15 protein-coding genes and 1 pseudogene are annotated in these 13,187 nt (G+C 69.8%); 9 read left to right on the top strand and 7 right to left on the bottom strand.

Features of this window, described 5'->3' with window-relative positions; all coding sequences use genetic code 11:
- Nucleotides 1–172: 172 nt before the first annotated feature.
- From VG276_09025 to VG276_09035, 3 genes are read right to left on the bottom strand one after another with little or no spacing between them, the layout of a single operon-like run.
- Nucleotides 173–1,777, bottom strand: a complete 1,605-nt coding sequence (locus VG276_09025) for an MFS transporter (protein ID HEV8649535.1) — start codon at nt 1,775–1,777, stop codon at nt 173–175.
- Nucleotides 1,768–2,223 carry an SRPBCC domain-containing protein gene (locus VG276_09030; GenBank protein ID HEV8649536.1) on the bottom strand — a complete coding sequence of 152 codons (456 nt, stop codon included), beginning with the start codon at nt 2,221–2,223 and terminating at the stop codon, nt 1,768–1,770. The genes VG276_09025 and VG276_09030 overlap by 10 nt, the downstream gene beginning before the upstream one ends.
- Nucleotides 2,220–2,555 (bottom strand): metalloregulator ArsR/SmtB family transcription factor, encoded by a 336-nt coding sequence (locus VG276_09035; GenBank protein HEV8649537.1) that lies wholly within the window; start codon nt 2,553–2,555, stop codon nt 2,220–2,222. The genes VG276_09030 and VG276_09035 overlap by 4 nt, the downstream gene beginning before the upstream one ends.
- Nucleotides 2,556–2,799: 244 nt before the next feature.
- Between VG276_09035 and VG276_09040 the strand changes: the two are divergent.
- Nucleotides 2,800–3,614 (top strand): annotated as a pseudogene (locus tag VG276_09040) (IS5 family transposase).
- A gap of 103 nt (nt 3,615–3,717) precedes the next feature.
- On the opposite strand, the gene VG276_09045 reads toward VG276_09040, so the two are convergent.
- A complete protein-coding gene (locus VG276_09045) occupies nt 3,718–3,999 on the bottom strand; it encodes a hypothetical protein (GenBank protein ID HEV8649538.1) in 282 nt (93 codons plus the stop codon).
- A gap of 488 nt (nt 4,000–4,487) precedes the next feature.
- Between VG276_09045 and VG276_09050 the strand changes: the two genes are divergently transcribed.
- The 4 genes from VG276_09050 to VG276_09065 all read left to right on the top strand — a co-directional run bounded on the left by VG276_09050 (nt 4,488) and on the right by VG276_09065 (nt 7,687).
- On the top strand, nt 4,488–4,805 hold the full coding sequence (locus VG276_09050; protein HEV8649539.1) for a DMT family transporter: 318 nt from the start codon (nt 4,488–4,490) through the stop codon (nt 4,803–4,805).
- Nucleotides 4,806–4,860: 55 nt separating this feature from the next.
- Nucleotides 4,861–6,441 carry an IS1182 family transposase gene (locus VG276_09055; protein HEV8649540.1) on the top strand — a complete coding sequence of 527 codons (1,581 nt, stop codon included), beginning with the start codon at nt 4,861–4,863 and terminating at the stop codon, nt 6,439–6,441.
- 114 nt (nt 6,442–6,555) lie between these two features.
- Nucleotides 6,556–7,074, top strand: a complete 519-nt coding sequence (locus VG276_09060; protein ID HEV8649541.1) for a DMT family transporter — start codon at nt 6,556–6,558, stop codon at nt 7,072–7,074.
- 199 nt (nt 7,075–7,273) lie between these two features.
- Nucleotides 7,274–7,687: a hypothetical protein gene (locus VG276_09065; protein HEV8649542.1), complete on the top strand. Its 414-nt coding sequence runs from the start codon at nt 7,274–7,276 to the stop codon at nt 7,685–7,687.
- A 405-nt stretch (nt 7,688–8,092) separates the two neighbouring features.
- Here VG276_09065 and VG276_09070 read toward each other — a convergent pair whose 3' ends face one another.
- Nucleotides 8,093–8,740, bottom strand: coding sequence for a TetR/AcrR family transcriptional regulator (locus VG276_09070; GenBank protein ID HEV8649543.1), 648 nt, complete (start codon nt 8,738–8,740; stop codon nt 8,093–8,095).
- A 61-nt stretch (nt 8,741–8,801) separates the two neighbouring features.
- Here VG276_09070 and VG276_09075 point away from each other — a divergent pair, with 61 nt between their 5' ends.
- Both VG276_09075 and VG276_09080 read left to right on the top strand, forming a co-directional pair.
- Complete coding sequence (locus VG276_09075) at nt 8,802–9,257, top strand: nuclear transport factor 2 family protein (protein HEV8649544.1); 456 nt, start codon at nt 8,802–8,804, stop codon at nt 9,255–9,257.
- Complete coding sequence (locus tag VG276_09080) at nt 9,254–10,177, top strand: SDR family oxidoreductase (protein HEV8649545.1); 924 nt, start codon at nt 9,254–9,256, stop codon at nt 10,175–10,177. The genes VG276_09075 and VG276_09080 overlap by 4 nt, the downstream gene beginning before the upstream one ends.
- Before the next feature lie 268 nt (nt 10,178–10,445).
- Here VG276_09080 and VG276_09085 read toward each other — a convergent pair whose 3' ends face one another.
- Both VG276_09085 and VG276_09090 read right to left on the bottom strand, forming a co-directional pair.
- On the bottom strand, nt 10,446–11,327 hold the full coding sequence (locus tag VG276_09085) for an LLM class F420-dependent oxidoreductase (protein HEV8649546.1): 882 nt from the start codon (nt 11,325–11,327) through the stop codon (nt 10,446–10,448).
- A 70-nt stretch (nt 11,328–11,397) separates the two neighbouring features.
- Entirely contained in the window at nt 11,398–11,787 is a 390-nt protein-coding gene (locus VG276_09090; protein ID HEV8649547.1) for a nuclear transport factor 2 family protein, read from the bottom strand.
- 87 nt (nt 11,788–11,874) lie between these two features.
- Between VG276_09090 and VG276_09095 the strand changes: the two genes are divergently transcribed.
- Both VG276_09095 and VG276_09100 read left to right on the top strand, forming a co-directional pair.
- Nucleotides 11,875–12,519: a TetR family transcriptional regulator gene (locus VG276_09095; protein ID HEV8649548.1), complete on the top strand. Its 645-nt coding sequence runs from the start codon at nt 11,875–11,877 to the stop codon at nt 12,517–12,519.
- A gap of 11 nt (nt 12,520–12,530) precedes the next feature.
- Complete coding sequence (locus tag VG276_09100) at nt 12,531–12,962, top strand: cupin domain-containing protein (protein HEV8649549.1); 432 nt, start codon at nt 12,531–12,533, stop codon at nt 12,960–12,962.
- Nucleotides 12,963–13,187: the final 225 nt, after the last annotated feature.

The following is a 13,187-nucleotide window of genomic DNA, read 5'->3' on the forward strand; positions in this document are numbered from 1 at the left end:
CCCAGCAGCCCGGCAAGGTGGACACGGGGTGGTCGTACCAAGGGATACGGCCACCGACAACCACCAGACCGCCGAAGACCGGGCCGCAGCGGTTCTGGTTCTGGCTCAAATGACGTGATCGTGATCTGCCGGGCCGGCCGATCATGCAGCCGGATGAGGCATTGGTGACCGTTCATACTTGCCGCTCACTTCTTGGTTGGATCTTGTCTCGACGCTCAGTTCGCTGCGTCCTCTCCGGATCGAGTCGAGCCTGGGGCTCGGAGCTCGGGCGCAGGCGTCGGAGCAGGATCGCGGCGAGGATGGCGACACCGATCGCGGCGGCGGCGCTGATGGTGAAGGCCGAGTGCAGGCCTTGGGTGAAGGCCTGGCGGGCGGCCCGGAGCAGCGCTTGTCCGAGCTGGTCGGGCAGCTGCCCGGCCGCCGCCACCGCGCCGCCGAGGGTGTCCCGCGCGGCCGCTGCGGCCTCGCCCGGGACCCCGGCCGGGAGACTGTCGGCCATCTGGCTGCGGTAGATGCTGGTGCCGATGACACCCAGGATCGCGATGCCCAGCGCTCCGCCGAACTCGGCGCTGCTCTCCGCCAGCGCCGACGCCGCCCCGGCCCGCTCCGGCGGTGCGGCCCCGACGGCCAGGTCGGTTGCCAAGGTGTCCACCGGAGCCAGCGCCAGCGAGAACACCACCGACCCGGTCACAAGGACCGCCAGGCCGGCGGCGCTGTCGAGCTGGGTGAACAGCCCCAGGCCGACCGCTGCCAGCACCATGCCGGCAGCCATCACGAAGGCTGGGCGCACCCGGCGCACCAGCACCGGGGTCAGCAGGGACCCGAGGATGAACCCGCCGGAGGAGGGCAGCATCCACAGGCCCGCCGCAAGCGGCGACAGCCCCAGCACCAGCTGCAGGTACTGGGCGATGAACAGCAAGGCGCCGAACCCAACAAAGAAGCTGAGCAGGTTGGTGGTCAGGGCCGCGCTGAAGGCGGGGGAGCGGAACAACGAAAGATCAAGCAGCGGGTCGGCCAGCCGGTGCTGGCGGCGCACGAACACCACCCCGACCACAAGGCCGGCCAGGATCGACAGGGCGGGCGGCCACCCGAGGCCATCCTGGGCGAGCTGCTTGAGCCCGTAGATGACCGCCAGCACCGCGGCCACCGACAGGGCCGCGCTGACCGGGTCCAACCGACCCGCCCGGGGATCACGGAACTCCGGTAGCAGCAGCGGCCCCAGCACCAGCAGCAGCGCCATCACCGGCACCGCCAGCAGGAACACCGACCCCCACCAGAACCACTCCAGCAGCACCCCACCCGCCAGCGGCCCGATCGCGCCGCCGACCGAGAAGCTGGTGATCCACACCGAGATGGCGACCGTGCGCTGCCGCGGGTCCAGGAACATGTTGCGGATCAGCGACAGGGTCGAGGGCGCCACGGTGGCCCCGGCGACCCCGAGCAGGGCGCGGGCCGCGATCAGCATCCCCGCGCTGGTGGACCAGGCGGCCAGCACCGAGGCGGCGCCGAACGCCGCCGCGCCGATCAGGAGCAGCCGGCGGCGGCCGATGCGGTCGCCGAGGGTGCCCATGGTGACCAGCGACCCGGCGACCAAGAACCCGTAGATGTCCACGATCCACAGCAGCTGGGTGCTGCTGGGCCGCAGGTCGGTGCTGAGATGTGGGACCGCCAGGTTCAGCACCGTCAGGTCCATCGCATACAGCAGGCACGGAAGCGCGAGCACCGCCAGCCCGATCCACTCCCGCCGCCCGGCCTGGCGGGTGATGACTACGTGCATGAACGATCCGTGACCCTCGCGGCGACGACGCGCCCGAGCCCGTCGAGGATGCTGGCCCAGCCGCCCGCGAACTCGTCCCGGACCTCGGCGGTCGGGAAGCCGCTCTGCACGATCGTCAACCGGGTCCTGCCATCCTGCTCCTGGAAGGTGACGTCCATGCCCGTGTCGACGCTGGAGCCGTCCGGCATCGTCATCGTCGAGCGGTAGACCAGGCGCCGCGGCCGGTCGACCACCTGGAACACGTTGGTCTCGCGAGCTGGCGTGGTTCCCGGAGGCCCGAACGCGATCGTCCACCGGCCTCCCACCCGCAGGTCGCACTCGGCCTTCACGATCCAGTCCGGCGCATCGGCGTACAGCTCCTTCTGGGCCTGCGGGTCGGTGAACGCGTCGAAGACCGCCTCCGGCGCGGCGTCGAACAGGCGCTCCAGCTTCAGGTTGTGACTCACCGCTGTCCTCTTTTCTTCTTGTCCAGGTAGCCCTCGAGCCGGTCGAGCCGGCCCTCCCAACGGCGCCGGTAGGTCTGGATCCACTGTGCCGCGTCGTCCAGCTGCTCGGGTCCGAGCCGGCACTGGCGGGTCCGGCCCTGCTTCTCGGTGATCACCAGGTGCGCGTCCTCGAGGATGCGGACGTGTTTCATCAGGCCTGGGAGCGAGATGTCGAAGGGGTGCGCGAGCTCGCTGATGGTGGCGGGTCCGCGCGCCAGACGCTGGAGGATGTCGCGGCGCGTGGGGTCCGACAGCGCCGAGAACGTGCGATCCAGCGTAGAATACTTAACCATATGGTTTACTGTAGCCCCGAGTGGACTGGCACGTCAACTCGATATTGCAGCGCGTGCACCGGGCGCTGTCGCGACCGCATCGTGGGTCCTGTCGAGCTTGGCAAGGCCGCCGAGCCGATACCGCTCGTCGATCCTGCAAGCGCAGGCGAACCAGGCCAAGACGTTCACACTCCATGGCTTCCTGAAATATCGGGGCTCTAGGGCGTGTTTCAAAAGGCGGAGGCTCTGGTGAGATGCTCCGTCCATGGGACGGGGAGATCTGACCAACGAGCAGTGGGCAAGGCTGGAACCGCTGCTGCCGGCGGGCAAGAAGCCCGGACGTCCACCACGGTGGACCAAGCGGCAGCGCATCGACGGGATCCGCTGGCGGACCCGGACCGGGGCGCCGTGGCGGGACGTGCCCCCACGGTACGGGCCGTGGCAGACCGTCTACGGGCTGTTCCGCCGCTGGCAGCGCGACGGCACCTGGAAGCGGATCCTCACCCAGTTGCAGGCCGAGGCGGACGCGAGGGGGCTGATCACCTGGGACGTCAGCGTGGACGCCACCATCGCCCGCGCCCACCAGCACGCCGCGGGCGCGCGCAAAAGGGGGACCTCCAGCGCGAGCCCCCCGGCGGGGTCGACACCGAGCCCGCCGACCACTCGCTGGGGCGGTCCCGGGGCGGGCTGACCACCAAGCTGCACCTGGCGGTCGAGCAGGGCCAACGGCCGCTGTCGGTCGTGGTCACCGCCGGGCAGCGTGGCGACTCCCCGCAGTTTGCGGCGGTCATGAGCGGGATCTGGGTGCCGCGTCTGGGCCCGGGCCGGCCGCGGACCCGGCCGGACAGGGTCCGCGCCGACAAGGCCTACAGCGCCCACGCCAACCGCGCCTACCTGCGCCGGCGTGGGATCGGCTGCACCATCCCGGAGAAGGACGACCAGCTCCGCAACCGCAAGCGGCGCGGCGCTCGTGGTGGCCGGCCGCCGAGGTTCTGCAAGCTGGACTACCGCGAGCGCCACGCGGTGGAGTGCGGGATCAACCGGCTCAAGCGGCACCGGGCGGTGGCCACCCGCTACGACTAGCTCAGCGTCCGCTACGAGGCGACCGTGCTCGTCGCCACGATCAACGAGTGGCTATGACCTTTGAAACAGACCCTAGGTGCCTTTGCTCGGGCTGCTCCTGTCAACCACGCTGCGACCCGGCCCGACGAGGGGTCGCCGCCTGCGGGGTGGCTGACCCCGATGCCGGCATGCGCCGCACGACGTTGAGTCGGCGCAGCGTCGCGGCCTGCTGGAGCTGGTCAGCCAGGTTCTCGAGCAGGCTCGTGGCGGGAACGGCAGGCTCGGCAGCCAGGCGCGCGATCAGCCCGTCGACGATCATGTGGGCGAGCCGGTCGATCTCGGGGTCGATGGTAGGAACCGGCTGGTCGGGAAGCGCTCGTGGCGTGCCGCTGAGGTAGCTCATGCCCTGGATCACTCCTTGGTGACGCTCCAAGCTGATCGGTGCGCCACGGTCGCGCGTCAAGTGACTGCGAGACTCGAGAAGCGTCGAGCAACGGTCGCCTGCGCTTCACCAGTCTACGGCCCGGTTCCGCAGCGGACGTCGGCTCGTTCAACAGGGCCTCGACATAGTGCGGGTTTGTCTGGATAGTTGGGACGGCGTGGACTACCGCCGAAGGCGGCGCGGGCCGAAGGTCCGCCAAGAACGCGGACGCGACGAATCAAAAAAATCGCGCGAAGCGTACCGCTCGGCGCGGCCGCCCTCGGCCGCCAGGCACTAGACTCAGAGCGCAAGTTTGGTAGCACCCTGGGTCGAGTGGCGGAGCTGGATGCGGTCCTGATGACGAACTACGCCGAGATTCCTGAGACGCGAGACCTGCACGAGCGCTACCTGCTGGCCCGGCGGTCGCTCATCAAGGGAACCTGGCCATAGGCCGCCAGAGCCTGGCCCGCCTGGGCGCGCCCGCGGCGCTCTGGGGCTCAGGGTTCCTGTGGATCAAGGTCGCGCTTCGGGGGCTAAGCCCGGCACAGATTGTCCTCGGTCAACTCGTGACCGGCGCCGCGGTGCTCGTGGCCGTGGTGGTGCTGCGACGCCTGCGGCTGCCGAGGTCCCCAGAGCTCTGGGGCCATCTGGCGGTGATGGCAATAGTGGGCAGCATCGCACCCTACTTCCTGTTCAGCTGGGGCGAGCAGCACATCGCCTCGAGCCTGGCCGGGGTGCTGAACGCCACCACCCCGCTAGGGAGCCGGTCGGGTTTCTGGATCGGGTAGGTTGCCCTTTCTGCGGGGCGAGGGCGTCCCGCCCGGTGACAGGGGTGGTGGGCTGGTGCGTCCTGGGGTATGGCAGCCGCCGGTGGAGCCGTCGCGGCTGGAGCGGGAGGTGATCAAGCGGACCCGCCGGGCCAAGCTGTTTGGATGGCTGCGTGCGCATCGCCACGAGTTGTTCGACGAGGCGTTCCAGGCCGAGTTGGCCGGCATGTACCTCGACAAGCGGGTCGGGCAGCCGCCGACGCCGCCCGCGCAGCTGGCGTTGGCGACGATCTTGCAGGCCTACACCGGCGTAAGCGATGACGAGGTGGTCGAGGCCACGGTGATGGATCGGCGCTGGCAGTTGGTGCTGGACTGCATGGACCATGCCGAGGCGCCGTTTGCCAAGGGGACGCTGGTCGGCTTCCGCGCGCGGTTGATCGAGCATGGGCTGGACCGGCGGTTGGTGGAGCGCACCGTGGCGCTGTACGGGCAGGCGACCGGTCGGGTGGCGGCGGGGCGGTTGCGGGCGGCGTTGGACTCAAGCCCACTGTGGGGCGCGGGGCGGGTGGAGGACACGATCAACCTTATGGGCCACGCCTTGCGGAAGGTCTTGGGCGTGTTGGCCCGCCAGCAGGGGTGGGGGCTGGCGGAGGGCACCAGGGTGCTGGCCGCCCAGGCGGGCGTCCCTGAGCTTGGCGCGTCGAGCTTGCAGGCTGCGCTGGACCTGGACTGGGACGACCCGGCCGCCCTGGGCCAGGCGCTGGGGGTGGTACTGGGCGCGGTGGAGCAGGTCGAGCAGTTGATCGCCGCCGTGTCAGGTGGGGACGACCCGCGGGTAGCAGCGGGCCTGGCGGCGGCCGGGCAGGTCCGCGAGCAGGACGTGACCATCGATGCGTCCGGTGTGGCGAGCATCCGGCGGGGGGTGGCCAAAGACCGGCGGATCTCGATTGAGGATGGGCAGATGCGCCACGGCCGCAAGACCAGGAGCCTGCGGATCGACGGCTCCAAACGGCATGTGCTCACCGACTTGGACACCGAGTTGGTCCCAGCGGTCGGGGTCACCCCCGCCAATGTCCCCGAGGCGGAGGTCGCCGAGCAACTCCAAGCTGACCTGGACGCCCAGGACGCCACCCTCGGCGAGCTGCACATCGATCGGGCGTACCTGCCCAGCAGCCTGGTCAGCGGCCGCGCCGAGGACCTTGCGGTGTTCTGCAAGGCGTTCCCAGTCCGCAACGGTCCCCGTTTGGCCAAGACCGCGTTCACCCTCGACTTCGATCGGGGGCTGCTGACCTGCCCGAACCAGCAGACGATGTCGTTTGTCCCTGGCGGCAGGGTCCAGTTCCCCGCCCAGGCCTGCCAGGCCTGCCCGCTGCGGGAGCGGTGCACCACCAGCCCGCGAGGGCGCAGCGTGCAGATCCACCCCGACGAGCGGCTGCTGGCCGAGCTGCGCGAGCGGCAGCAGACCCCCCTGGGACGGGCGAAGCTGCGCGAGCGGGTCGCGGTCGAGCACACCCTGGCCCATGTCGGCCGCTGGCAGGGCCGACGCGCCCGCTACCTGGGCCAGCGCAAGAACCTGTTCGACCTGCGCCGGGTTGCGGTGGTCCACAACCTCCATGTCATCGCCCGCCAACCCTCACCAGCCCAGCAAGCCGCCTAAACCCGATGCCCGACCGGCTCCCTAGCCACCCTCCTGCTGGCCGTCGCCCTGCGAGCCGAACCCATCTCGCTCCCGCGGACGGCCGGAATTGCCCTGGGCCTTCTTGGCGTGGTCGTGCTTGCCGCCCCCTGGCACAGCCCCCAGGCCAGCAGCTCGATCACCGGCATCGGCGCCTGCCTGCTGGCCGCGGCCTGCTACGCGGTGGGGTATGTGTACGCACGCCGGTTTGTGACCGGCCGCGGCGTCCCGCCATTGGTCTTGGCCGCCGGCCAGCTCGGCATGGGCGCGGTGCTGCTCGGCCTGGCGGCGCCTGTGGTGGCTCGCCAGCCGATTGCACTCAGTCCGAGTGTCGTCGCGGCGGTGCTGGTGCTGGGGGTGCTCAGTATCGCCGCCGCCTACGTGCTGAACTACCAGCTGATTCAGGACGAGGGGGCTTCCGCCGCCTCCACCGCCAACTTCCTGGTGCCGGTCGTGGCAGTCACGTTGGGCGTGGTTGTCCTCGCTGAGCCGATGACCTGGAACCTCTTCGTCGGTGCCGTGATCGTGCTCATCGGGGTTACCCTGTCCGACGGCCGTCTCCTGCCCCTCCAGCGGCTGCCGAATCGGGGGCCGGAGTCGGAACGAACCAGGTAGGAGACTGGGCGCCTCACCAGCCTTGGCGTCCACGCCGCGCCAGGTGCAGGCAGGCGCTGTGAGGAGTCTCCCTCAACGCATCAAGGCCATCCTCGGCCGGCAGGCCCCCTGGGCACCCTGGAGAGCCGGCCTCAAGGCCTCACTACAAGGCCACCCGTACACCGGATGGCACGCAGTCCACCGTCAGAATCGGAGGTGCGTGATCGTCAACCGGACGCAGGCGCTGGTCCTCGGCTTCTTCCTCACCGTCTGGGCCAGCCTGGTCGTGATCCTCGCAGCAGCGCCCGACGTCTACGACGAGGCGCTCAAGCTCCCGCCCAGCCGCGTGCGGTGGGCCGAGATCGCCTTCCTGATCGCGCTCTCTGCCTTCATCGCGCTGCTGTCGATTGGCGTGGTCCGGCGCTGGCGCTGGACCTTCTGGCTGATCCTGGTCGCCTTCCTGTTCGGGGTGCTGCGCGTGCCGGTGGCCATCTTGCAGCTCGCCGGTGTCCTGCGCGCGAGCACCCCAACCTGGTATGTGGTGTTCCAGGGGCTCATCGGCTTGGCCCAGCTCGCCATCGGACTCGCCATGCTGGCCGGCTACCGCCGCTCCGGCGTCTGGGGAACCGTCTGAGCTGAGCGGCCCAAGCGGTCTTCAGCGGTACAGTGTTTGCGCTGGTACGGCGGGTAATCCCGGAGAACAGACTCAGGTGTAGAGCGCCGATTTGAATGCGATCGCGTCTACAGCCGGTCGCCGGGGGAGAGAGCGAAGTGATGCGCTGTCCAAGCGTTATGCGCTGTCCCCAGCCGGGCCCGGACATGAGGATGACCAGCGTTTCCGCTGGTCACAGGTGGTGGGGTGGGCCTGCCAGGACTTGAACCTGGGACCTCGTCCTTATCAGCAATCAAGGGCTGAGCGCTGTGCGGACCGGCCTTTTCGCAGTCGCTGTCGACCGTCAGGGGCGAAGTAATGCGTTCTAACAGCCCCATCCGCGGCGGGAGAGGAGTCGGCACTGGTGGCGATCACGGCCTGGCTGGGTCACACGGACTTGGGGAGGAGTGTGGCGATCATGAAGTCAGCGACGAACTCTGCAAATCGCGGCATGGACCAGCCGCGCTTCAGGACGAGCAGCTCGTAGAGTTCGACAGAGCTGCAGGTCCACAGGACGTCGGTGGCCTCGGCCAGGGTGACGCCCTGGCGTAGGTAGCCGCGCTGCTGCAGGAAGCGGGCGTGGTGCGCCATCCGTTCCAGGCGCTCGTCGTCGCTGGCGTTGAGCAGCGCCGCCATCTCAGGGTCGGTGGCCGCAGCCGAGCGCATGAGGAGCCGAATCGGCGTCACCACCGAGGCGACCTCGGTGGTCAGCACGCCCCAGTTGCGCATGATCGTCTCCGGGTCGGTTTCGCGTTCCCGCATCGCATCCGAGCGCTGGTAGGCCGGGACCGGTCCCCGCCCGGTCAGGCCTCGCTCGTAGATGGCGCGGACCAGCCCCGGCTTGCCGCCGAACGCCTTGTAGATGGTCTCCACCGACACCCCGGCCTCCCGGGCGATCGCGGCGATCGTGGTGGCGGCGTATCCACCCTGGAGGAACTGCCGTTGGGCGGTGTCCAGGATCGTCTCCCGGTTACGGCGGGCCTGGGCCTGGCGGCCGCTGGAGTCGTAGCGACGCTTGCTCTTGACGTGGGCCATAGATCTGTTCCATGCTCCTGTATCAGTTACAGCCTAGTGTAACAAACCCGGGGAGGTCATCATGAACCGAACGGGCCAGGACCCGGCGGTGGTGGTGGAGCGGCTGCTCGAGGCGGTGAACGCCCACGACCTCGAGACGATGGTGACCTGCTTCGCCGACAACTACCTCAACGAGACGCCGGCCCATCCACAGCGAGGATTTCGGGGTAGCCAGCAGGTCCGCCGAAACTGGACCCAGATCTTTGCCGGCGTGCCCGATCTCCACGCGCGGGTGCCGCGCACCGCTGTCGACGGCGACACCGTCTGGACCGAGTGGGACATCTCCGGCACCCGCTCCGACGGGGCCGCCTTCCAGATGCGTGGGGTGGTCATCTTCGGCGTCACCGACGCCACCATCACCTCGGCGCGGTTCTACCTGGAGCCGGTCGAGCAGACCAGCGGCGACGTCGACGCCCATACCAACCGTGTGGTGGGTACCACCGCCGCCGACGCGGACACGGCGGGGGTGCGGTCATGATCTTGGTGGCCGGCGGGACCGGCACGCTGGGCGCCCAGGTAGCCCGGCTACTCATCGATCGGGGCCAGTCCGTTCGGGCGCTCACCCGTGACCCGGCCCGCGCAGGGCAGCTGCCCGACACGGTCCAGACCCTCGCCGGGGATCTGCGGGACCCGACCGCGGTGGCCGCGGCGGTCCGCGGGTGCGCGACGGTGATCTCGGCGGTGCACGGGTTCGTGGGCCCCGGCAAGCCCAGCCCCGAGTCGATCGACCGCGACGGCAACCGCGCCCTGATCCAGGCGGCGGCCGCCGCCGGCGTGGAGCACATGGTGCTGGTGTCGGTGCTGGGCGCGGCCCAGGACCATCCGATGTCGCTGCACCGCGCCAAGCACGCCGCCGAACAGGCACTGCAAGCCAGCGGGCTGGCGTGGACGGTCATCCGGCCCGCCGCCTACCTGGAGACCTGGAAGGCGATCATCGGCGCCAAGGTCGCCGACAACGGCCAGACCCTGGTCTTCGGCCCTGGACGCAACCCCATCAACTTCGTCTCCGCCCAGGACGTCGCCGCCGTCGTCGACCTCGCCGTCCACGACCAGTCGCTACGCGGCCAGGTCCTGGAGGTCGCCGGCCCCGAGAACCTCTCCTTCACCCAGCTCGCCGAGTGGCTCATCACCGCCAGCGGCAAACCCGGCCGCATCAAGCACATCCCGCTGCCGATGCTGCGCGCGATGTCGCTGCTGGCGCGACCCGTCTCCCCGGTGTTCGCCCGGCAAGCCCAAGCCGCGGTCGTCATGAACACCACCGACATGACCGTCGAGGTGTCCGCCATCCGAGACCGGTTCCCCACCATCCCCGCGACCACCCTGGACGACGTCCTCAGACGGCAGCCGCCCCTGCAGCTGCCAGGCGCCCGCGGCGATGCCCCAAACCGCAGCAATTAGCCGATGTCGTCATCCTCCTCAGAGCCACCGGCAGCCCACGTGGCGATGTCAGCCTGAGCTGGTTCTGACCCACATCTCGTGATCGAATCCGACCCCAGCAATGCCGCGTTGACCTTGTCTTGCAGGGCGCGACCGTCTCTTCCATGGGATCCTCCATCGGTTACGAGGTGCGGTCTTCGGGCTGCGTGGCTGACCGGGGCTCGTGATCGTTGCTTGGCAGTCGTGACCGCATCGGCTGGGCCCGCTGCCTGGCCGAAGGCTGATGCCGTCACGGGAAGCCCTCCCGCAGTGTGGGGATGGCCGCGGCGAGGGTGGCCAGCGCGCCCGCCGTCCACGGACCGGAGGTGATGACGACCACGTGCTCGATGCCGAGCGCCGCGGCCGCCGCACACCGGCTGATGAACTCATCGGTGGACTCGCCCGCTTCCAGCCGAGTGCTCAGCGTCTTCTCAATCGCCTCGTAGGGTCGGCCGACCTCCTCGCAGTGCCGGGCGAGGACATCGAGCTTGTGCTTTACGGTGCGGCCGCCGTCCGGAATGTCGAACAGGTTGCAGGCGTCGGCGTACTGCGCCACCAGGCGCAGGGTCTTGCGCTCTCCCGTGCCGCCGATCAAGACGGGCGGGTGGGGGCGCTGCACGGGCAGGGGGCTGCCGGCCGGTCGCTGCAGCCGGTAGTGCCTTCCCTCGAACGCGGCATCGTCGCCGACCCACATCCGGGCCGCGATCTGCAGCGTCTCCTCCAGCCGCTCGAACCGCTCGGCGACCGGAGGCAGCGGCAGGCCCATGGCCTGCGCCTCGTCGTCCTGGTATCCGGCGCCGACCCCAAGCCAGGCGCGCCCACCGGAGAGCACGTCGAGGGTGGTGACGGCCTTGACCAGCAGGGCGGGTGGCCGGAACGTCACGCCGGTCACCATGGTGCCGAGCCGGACTCGTTCGGTCTGTCCGGCGAGGAACCCCAGGGTGGTGTACGCCTCGAGCATCTCGGTGTCGTCGGGTGCAGCGGTCGGGTCGGCCTGGATCAGGTGGTCTGCGACCCACGCGGTGTCCACGCCGGTCTGGTCGGCGGCGCGGACGAGCCGCGCCAGTTCAGGGCCGAGACCCTGCGGGCTGCTCGGCCACGAGTAGTTCGTCACACTGATGCTGACGCGCATCCTCACCGCACCTCCGCCTCCTCGAACCCACTGACCGTCCTGCTGCCGGCCACTTCCCCGCGCACGGCTGTCACGCGGAGGGCGGGCCGGCGGCGTTCTGCAGAGGCCCGATATGGACGTTGGCGACAAGCCAGCGGTCCGCGGGGCGCACGGCTAGGAGCGTGAGCCGGAACCGGCCGGAGTTGTCACCTCCCAGGAAGCTCGTCTCCTGGGCCAAGACCCCCACCACGACCGCTGCGGTGCCGTAGTCGCGCACCTGCGGGTCCTCCACCGCGAACGCGCGGTTTTCCAGGCCATTGCGGAAGCGGACGAGCCACTGGTCGCGGGTCAGGACGAACCCCACCGGGCCCACGCCGACGAAGTCATCGGCGAGGAGCCCGTCGAGGAGCCCGGCATCGTTCTGCTGCTCGGCCGCGGCCCAGCGCTGCACCAGGTCGAGGATGTCAGCCAATGCTGTCATTGGACCTCCTAGGGGCGTTGGTTGGTCCGACCCTAAACATAGGGTATCACTAGACTTCGTGCTACCCTACGCTCAGGGGGAGAAGAAGTGGGACTTCGCGAGCTCAAGAAGGAGCAGACGCGGCAGCTGATCGCCGAGACCGCGTGGCGGTTGTTCGCCGACCGCGGCTTCGATCACGTGACCGTCGCCGAGGTCGCACGCGAGGCGCAGGTCGCCGAGGCGACCGTCTTCAACTACTTCCCGACCAAGGAGGATCTCTTCTACTCCCGGCTCGAGGCCTTCGGGACGCGGCTGGTCGAAGCGATCAGCACACGGGACGCCGGAGAGCCGGCGCTCGTCGCCTTTCAGCGCTACCTGCTCAAGTCTGACGGCCTGCTAGCTCAGCTGGAAGCCGGTGACCCCGAAGCGCTCGAGCGGCTGCGGACGGTCAACCGCATGATCGCCGCCAGCCCGGCGCTGCTGGCGCGCGAGCAGCAGGCGATCGCCCGCTACACCGACGCGCTCGCCAGGCTGCTCGCCGCCGAGACCCACGCGCCGGCCGACGACCTCAGCGCGCAAGTGGCAGCAAACGCGCTGATGGGCGTCCAGCGCACACTGATCGACTACGTACGCCGCCGCGTCTCGGCCGACGACGAGCCCGCTCGACTCGCAGCCGACGTCCGCAAACTCGGCCAACGCGCCTTCGCTCTGCTCGAGCACGGCCTCCGCGACTACGCCGCCAAACGGATCTAGGGAGGCACCTAATGCTGAACGAGCCCGTCACCCGTGGATACGTCGTCAGCCGAGGTGAGGGGGTGCCGGACCGGGGGCCCGACGTCAAGGCGTCCCGCCGGTCGACCGGCGGCAGCCTCACCGTGATGAAGCTCGCCATCGACGGCGGACCGCCGAGGCACACCCACCTCCGCGAGGACGAGAGCTTCTACATGCTCACCGGGACCCTGGACGTGCAGTGCGGCGACGACCGGTTCGAGGCCGGGCCGGGGTCGTTTGTGTTCCTGCCGCGCAACCTGCCGCACGTCTTCCGGTCCGTCGGTGGCCCCGCCACGGCGCTGCTGATCGCGACGCCGGGTGGGCTGGACGACTACTTCGCCGAGCTGCACGCGGCGATCGACGCCAACGCCGGGCCGGCCGAGCTGAAGACGATCATGGACGCGTACGGCATCGTGCCGTCCTGACCGGTCGGGCTGGCGGGGGCGACCGTCTGGCAGGTGTGTCGTGGCAGGCATTGCGCAGCCTTGCTCTGTGGCGCGAGCGCAACCGGCCAGCAGCGACGACGCCTGGCCCTCGGCGGCCCCAGGGACCTCGCGGACCTTCGCGGGTCCGGCGGTGTCGTTGACGGTTGCGCGGCCGGGTGGTCACATTGGACGCATGGAGAAGCTGTCGCTCGAGGCGCTTGCGCG

Source organism: Actinomycetes bacterium, assembly GCA_036000965.1.
In the GTDB taxonomy this organism is placed as follows: Bacteria; Actinomycetota; CALGFH01; order CALGFH01; family CALGFH01; genus DASYUT01.

Coding starts and splice junctions, on each gene's coding strand:
- VG276_09075 (HEV8649544.1), top strand. CDS start 8,802: ATGAACCGAACGGGCCAGGACCCGGCGGTGGTGGTGGAGCGGCTGCTC.
- VG276_09025 (HEV8649535.1), bottom strand. CDS start 1,777: ATGCACGTAGTCATCACCCGCCAGGCCGGGCGGCGGGAGTGGATCGGG.
- VG276_09070 (HEV8649543.1), bottom strand. CDS start 8,740: ATGGCCCACGTCAAGAGCAAGCGTCGCTACGACTCCAGCGGCCGCCAG.
- VG276_09085 (HEV8649546.1), bottom strand. CDS start 11,327: ATGCGCGTCAGCATCAGTGTGACGAACTACTCGTGGCCGAGCAGCCCG.
- VG276_09035 (HEV8649537.1), bottom strand. CDS start 2,555: ATGGTTAAGTATTCTACGCTGGATCGCACGTTCTCGGCGCTGTCGGAC.
- VG276_09100 (HEV8649549.1), top strand. CDS start 12,531: ATGCTGAACGAGCCCGTCACCCGTGGATACGTCGTCAGCCGAGGTGAG.
- VG276_09080 (HEV8649545.1), top strand. CDS start 9,254: ATGATCTTGGTGGCCGGCGGGACCGGCACGCTGGGCGCCCAGGTAGCC.
- VG276_09045 (HEV8649538.1), bottom strand. CDS start 3,999: ATGAGCTACCTCAGCGGCACGCCACGAGCGCTTCCCGACCAGCCGGTT.
- VG276_09090 (HEV8649547.1), bottom strand. CDS start 11,787: ATGACAGCATTGGCTGACATCCTCGACCTGGTGCAGCGCTGGGCCGCG.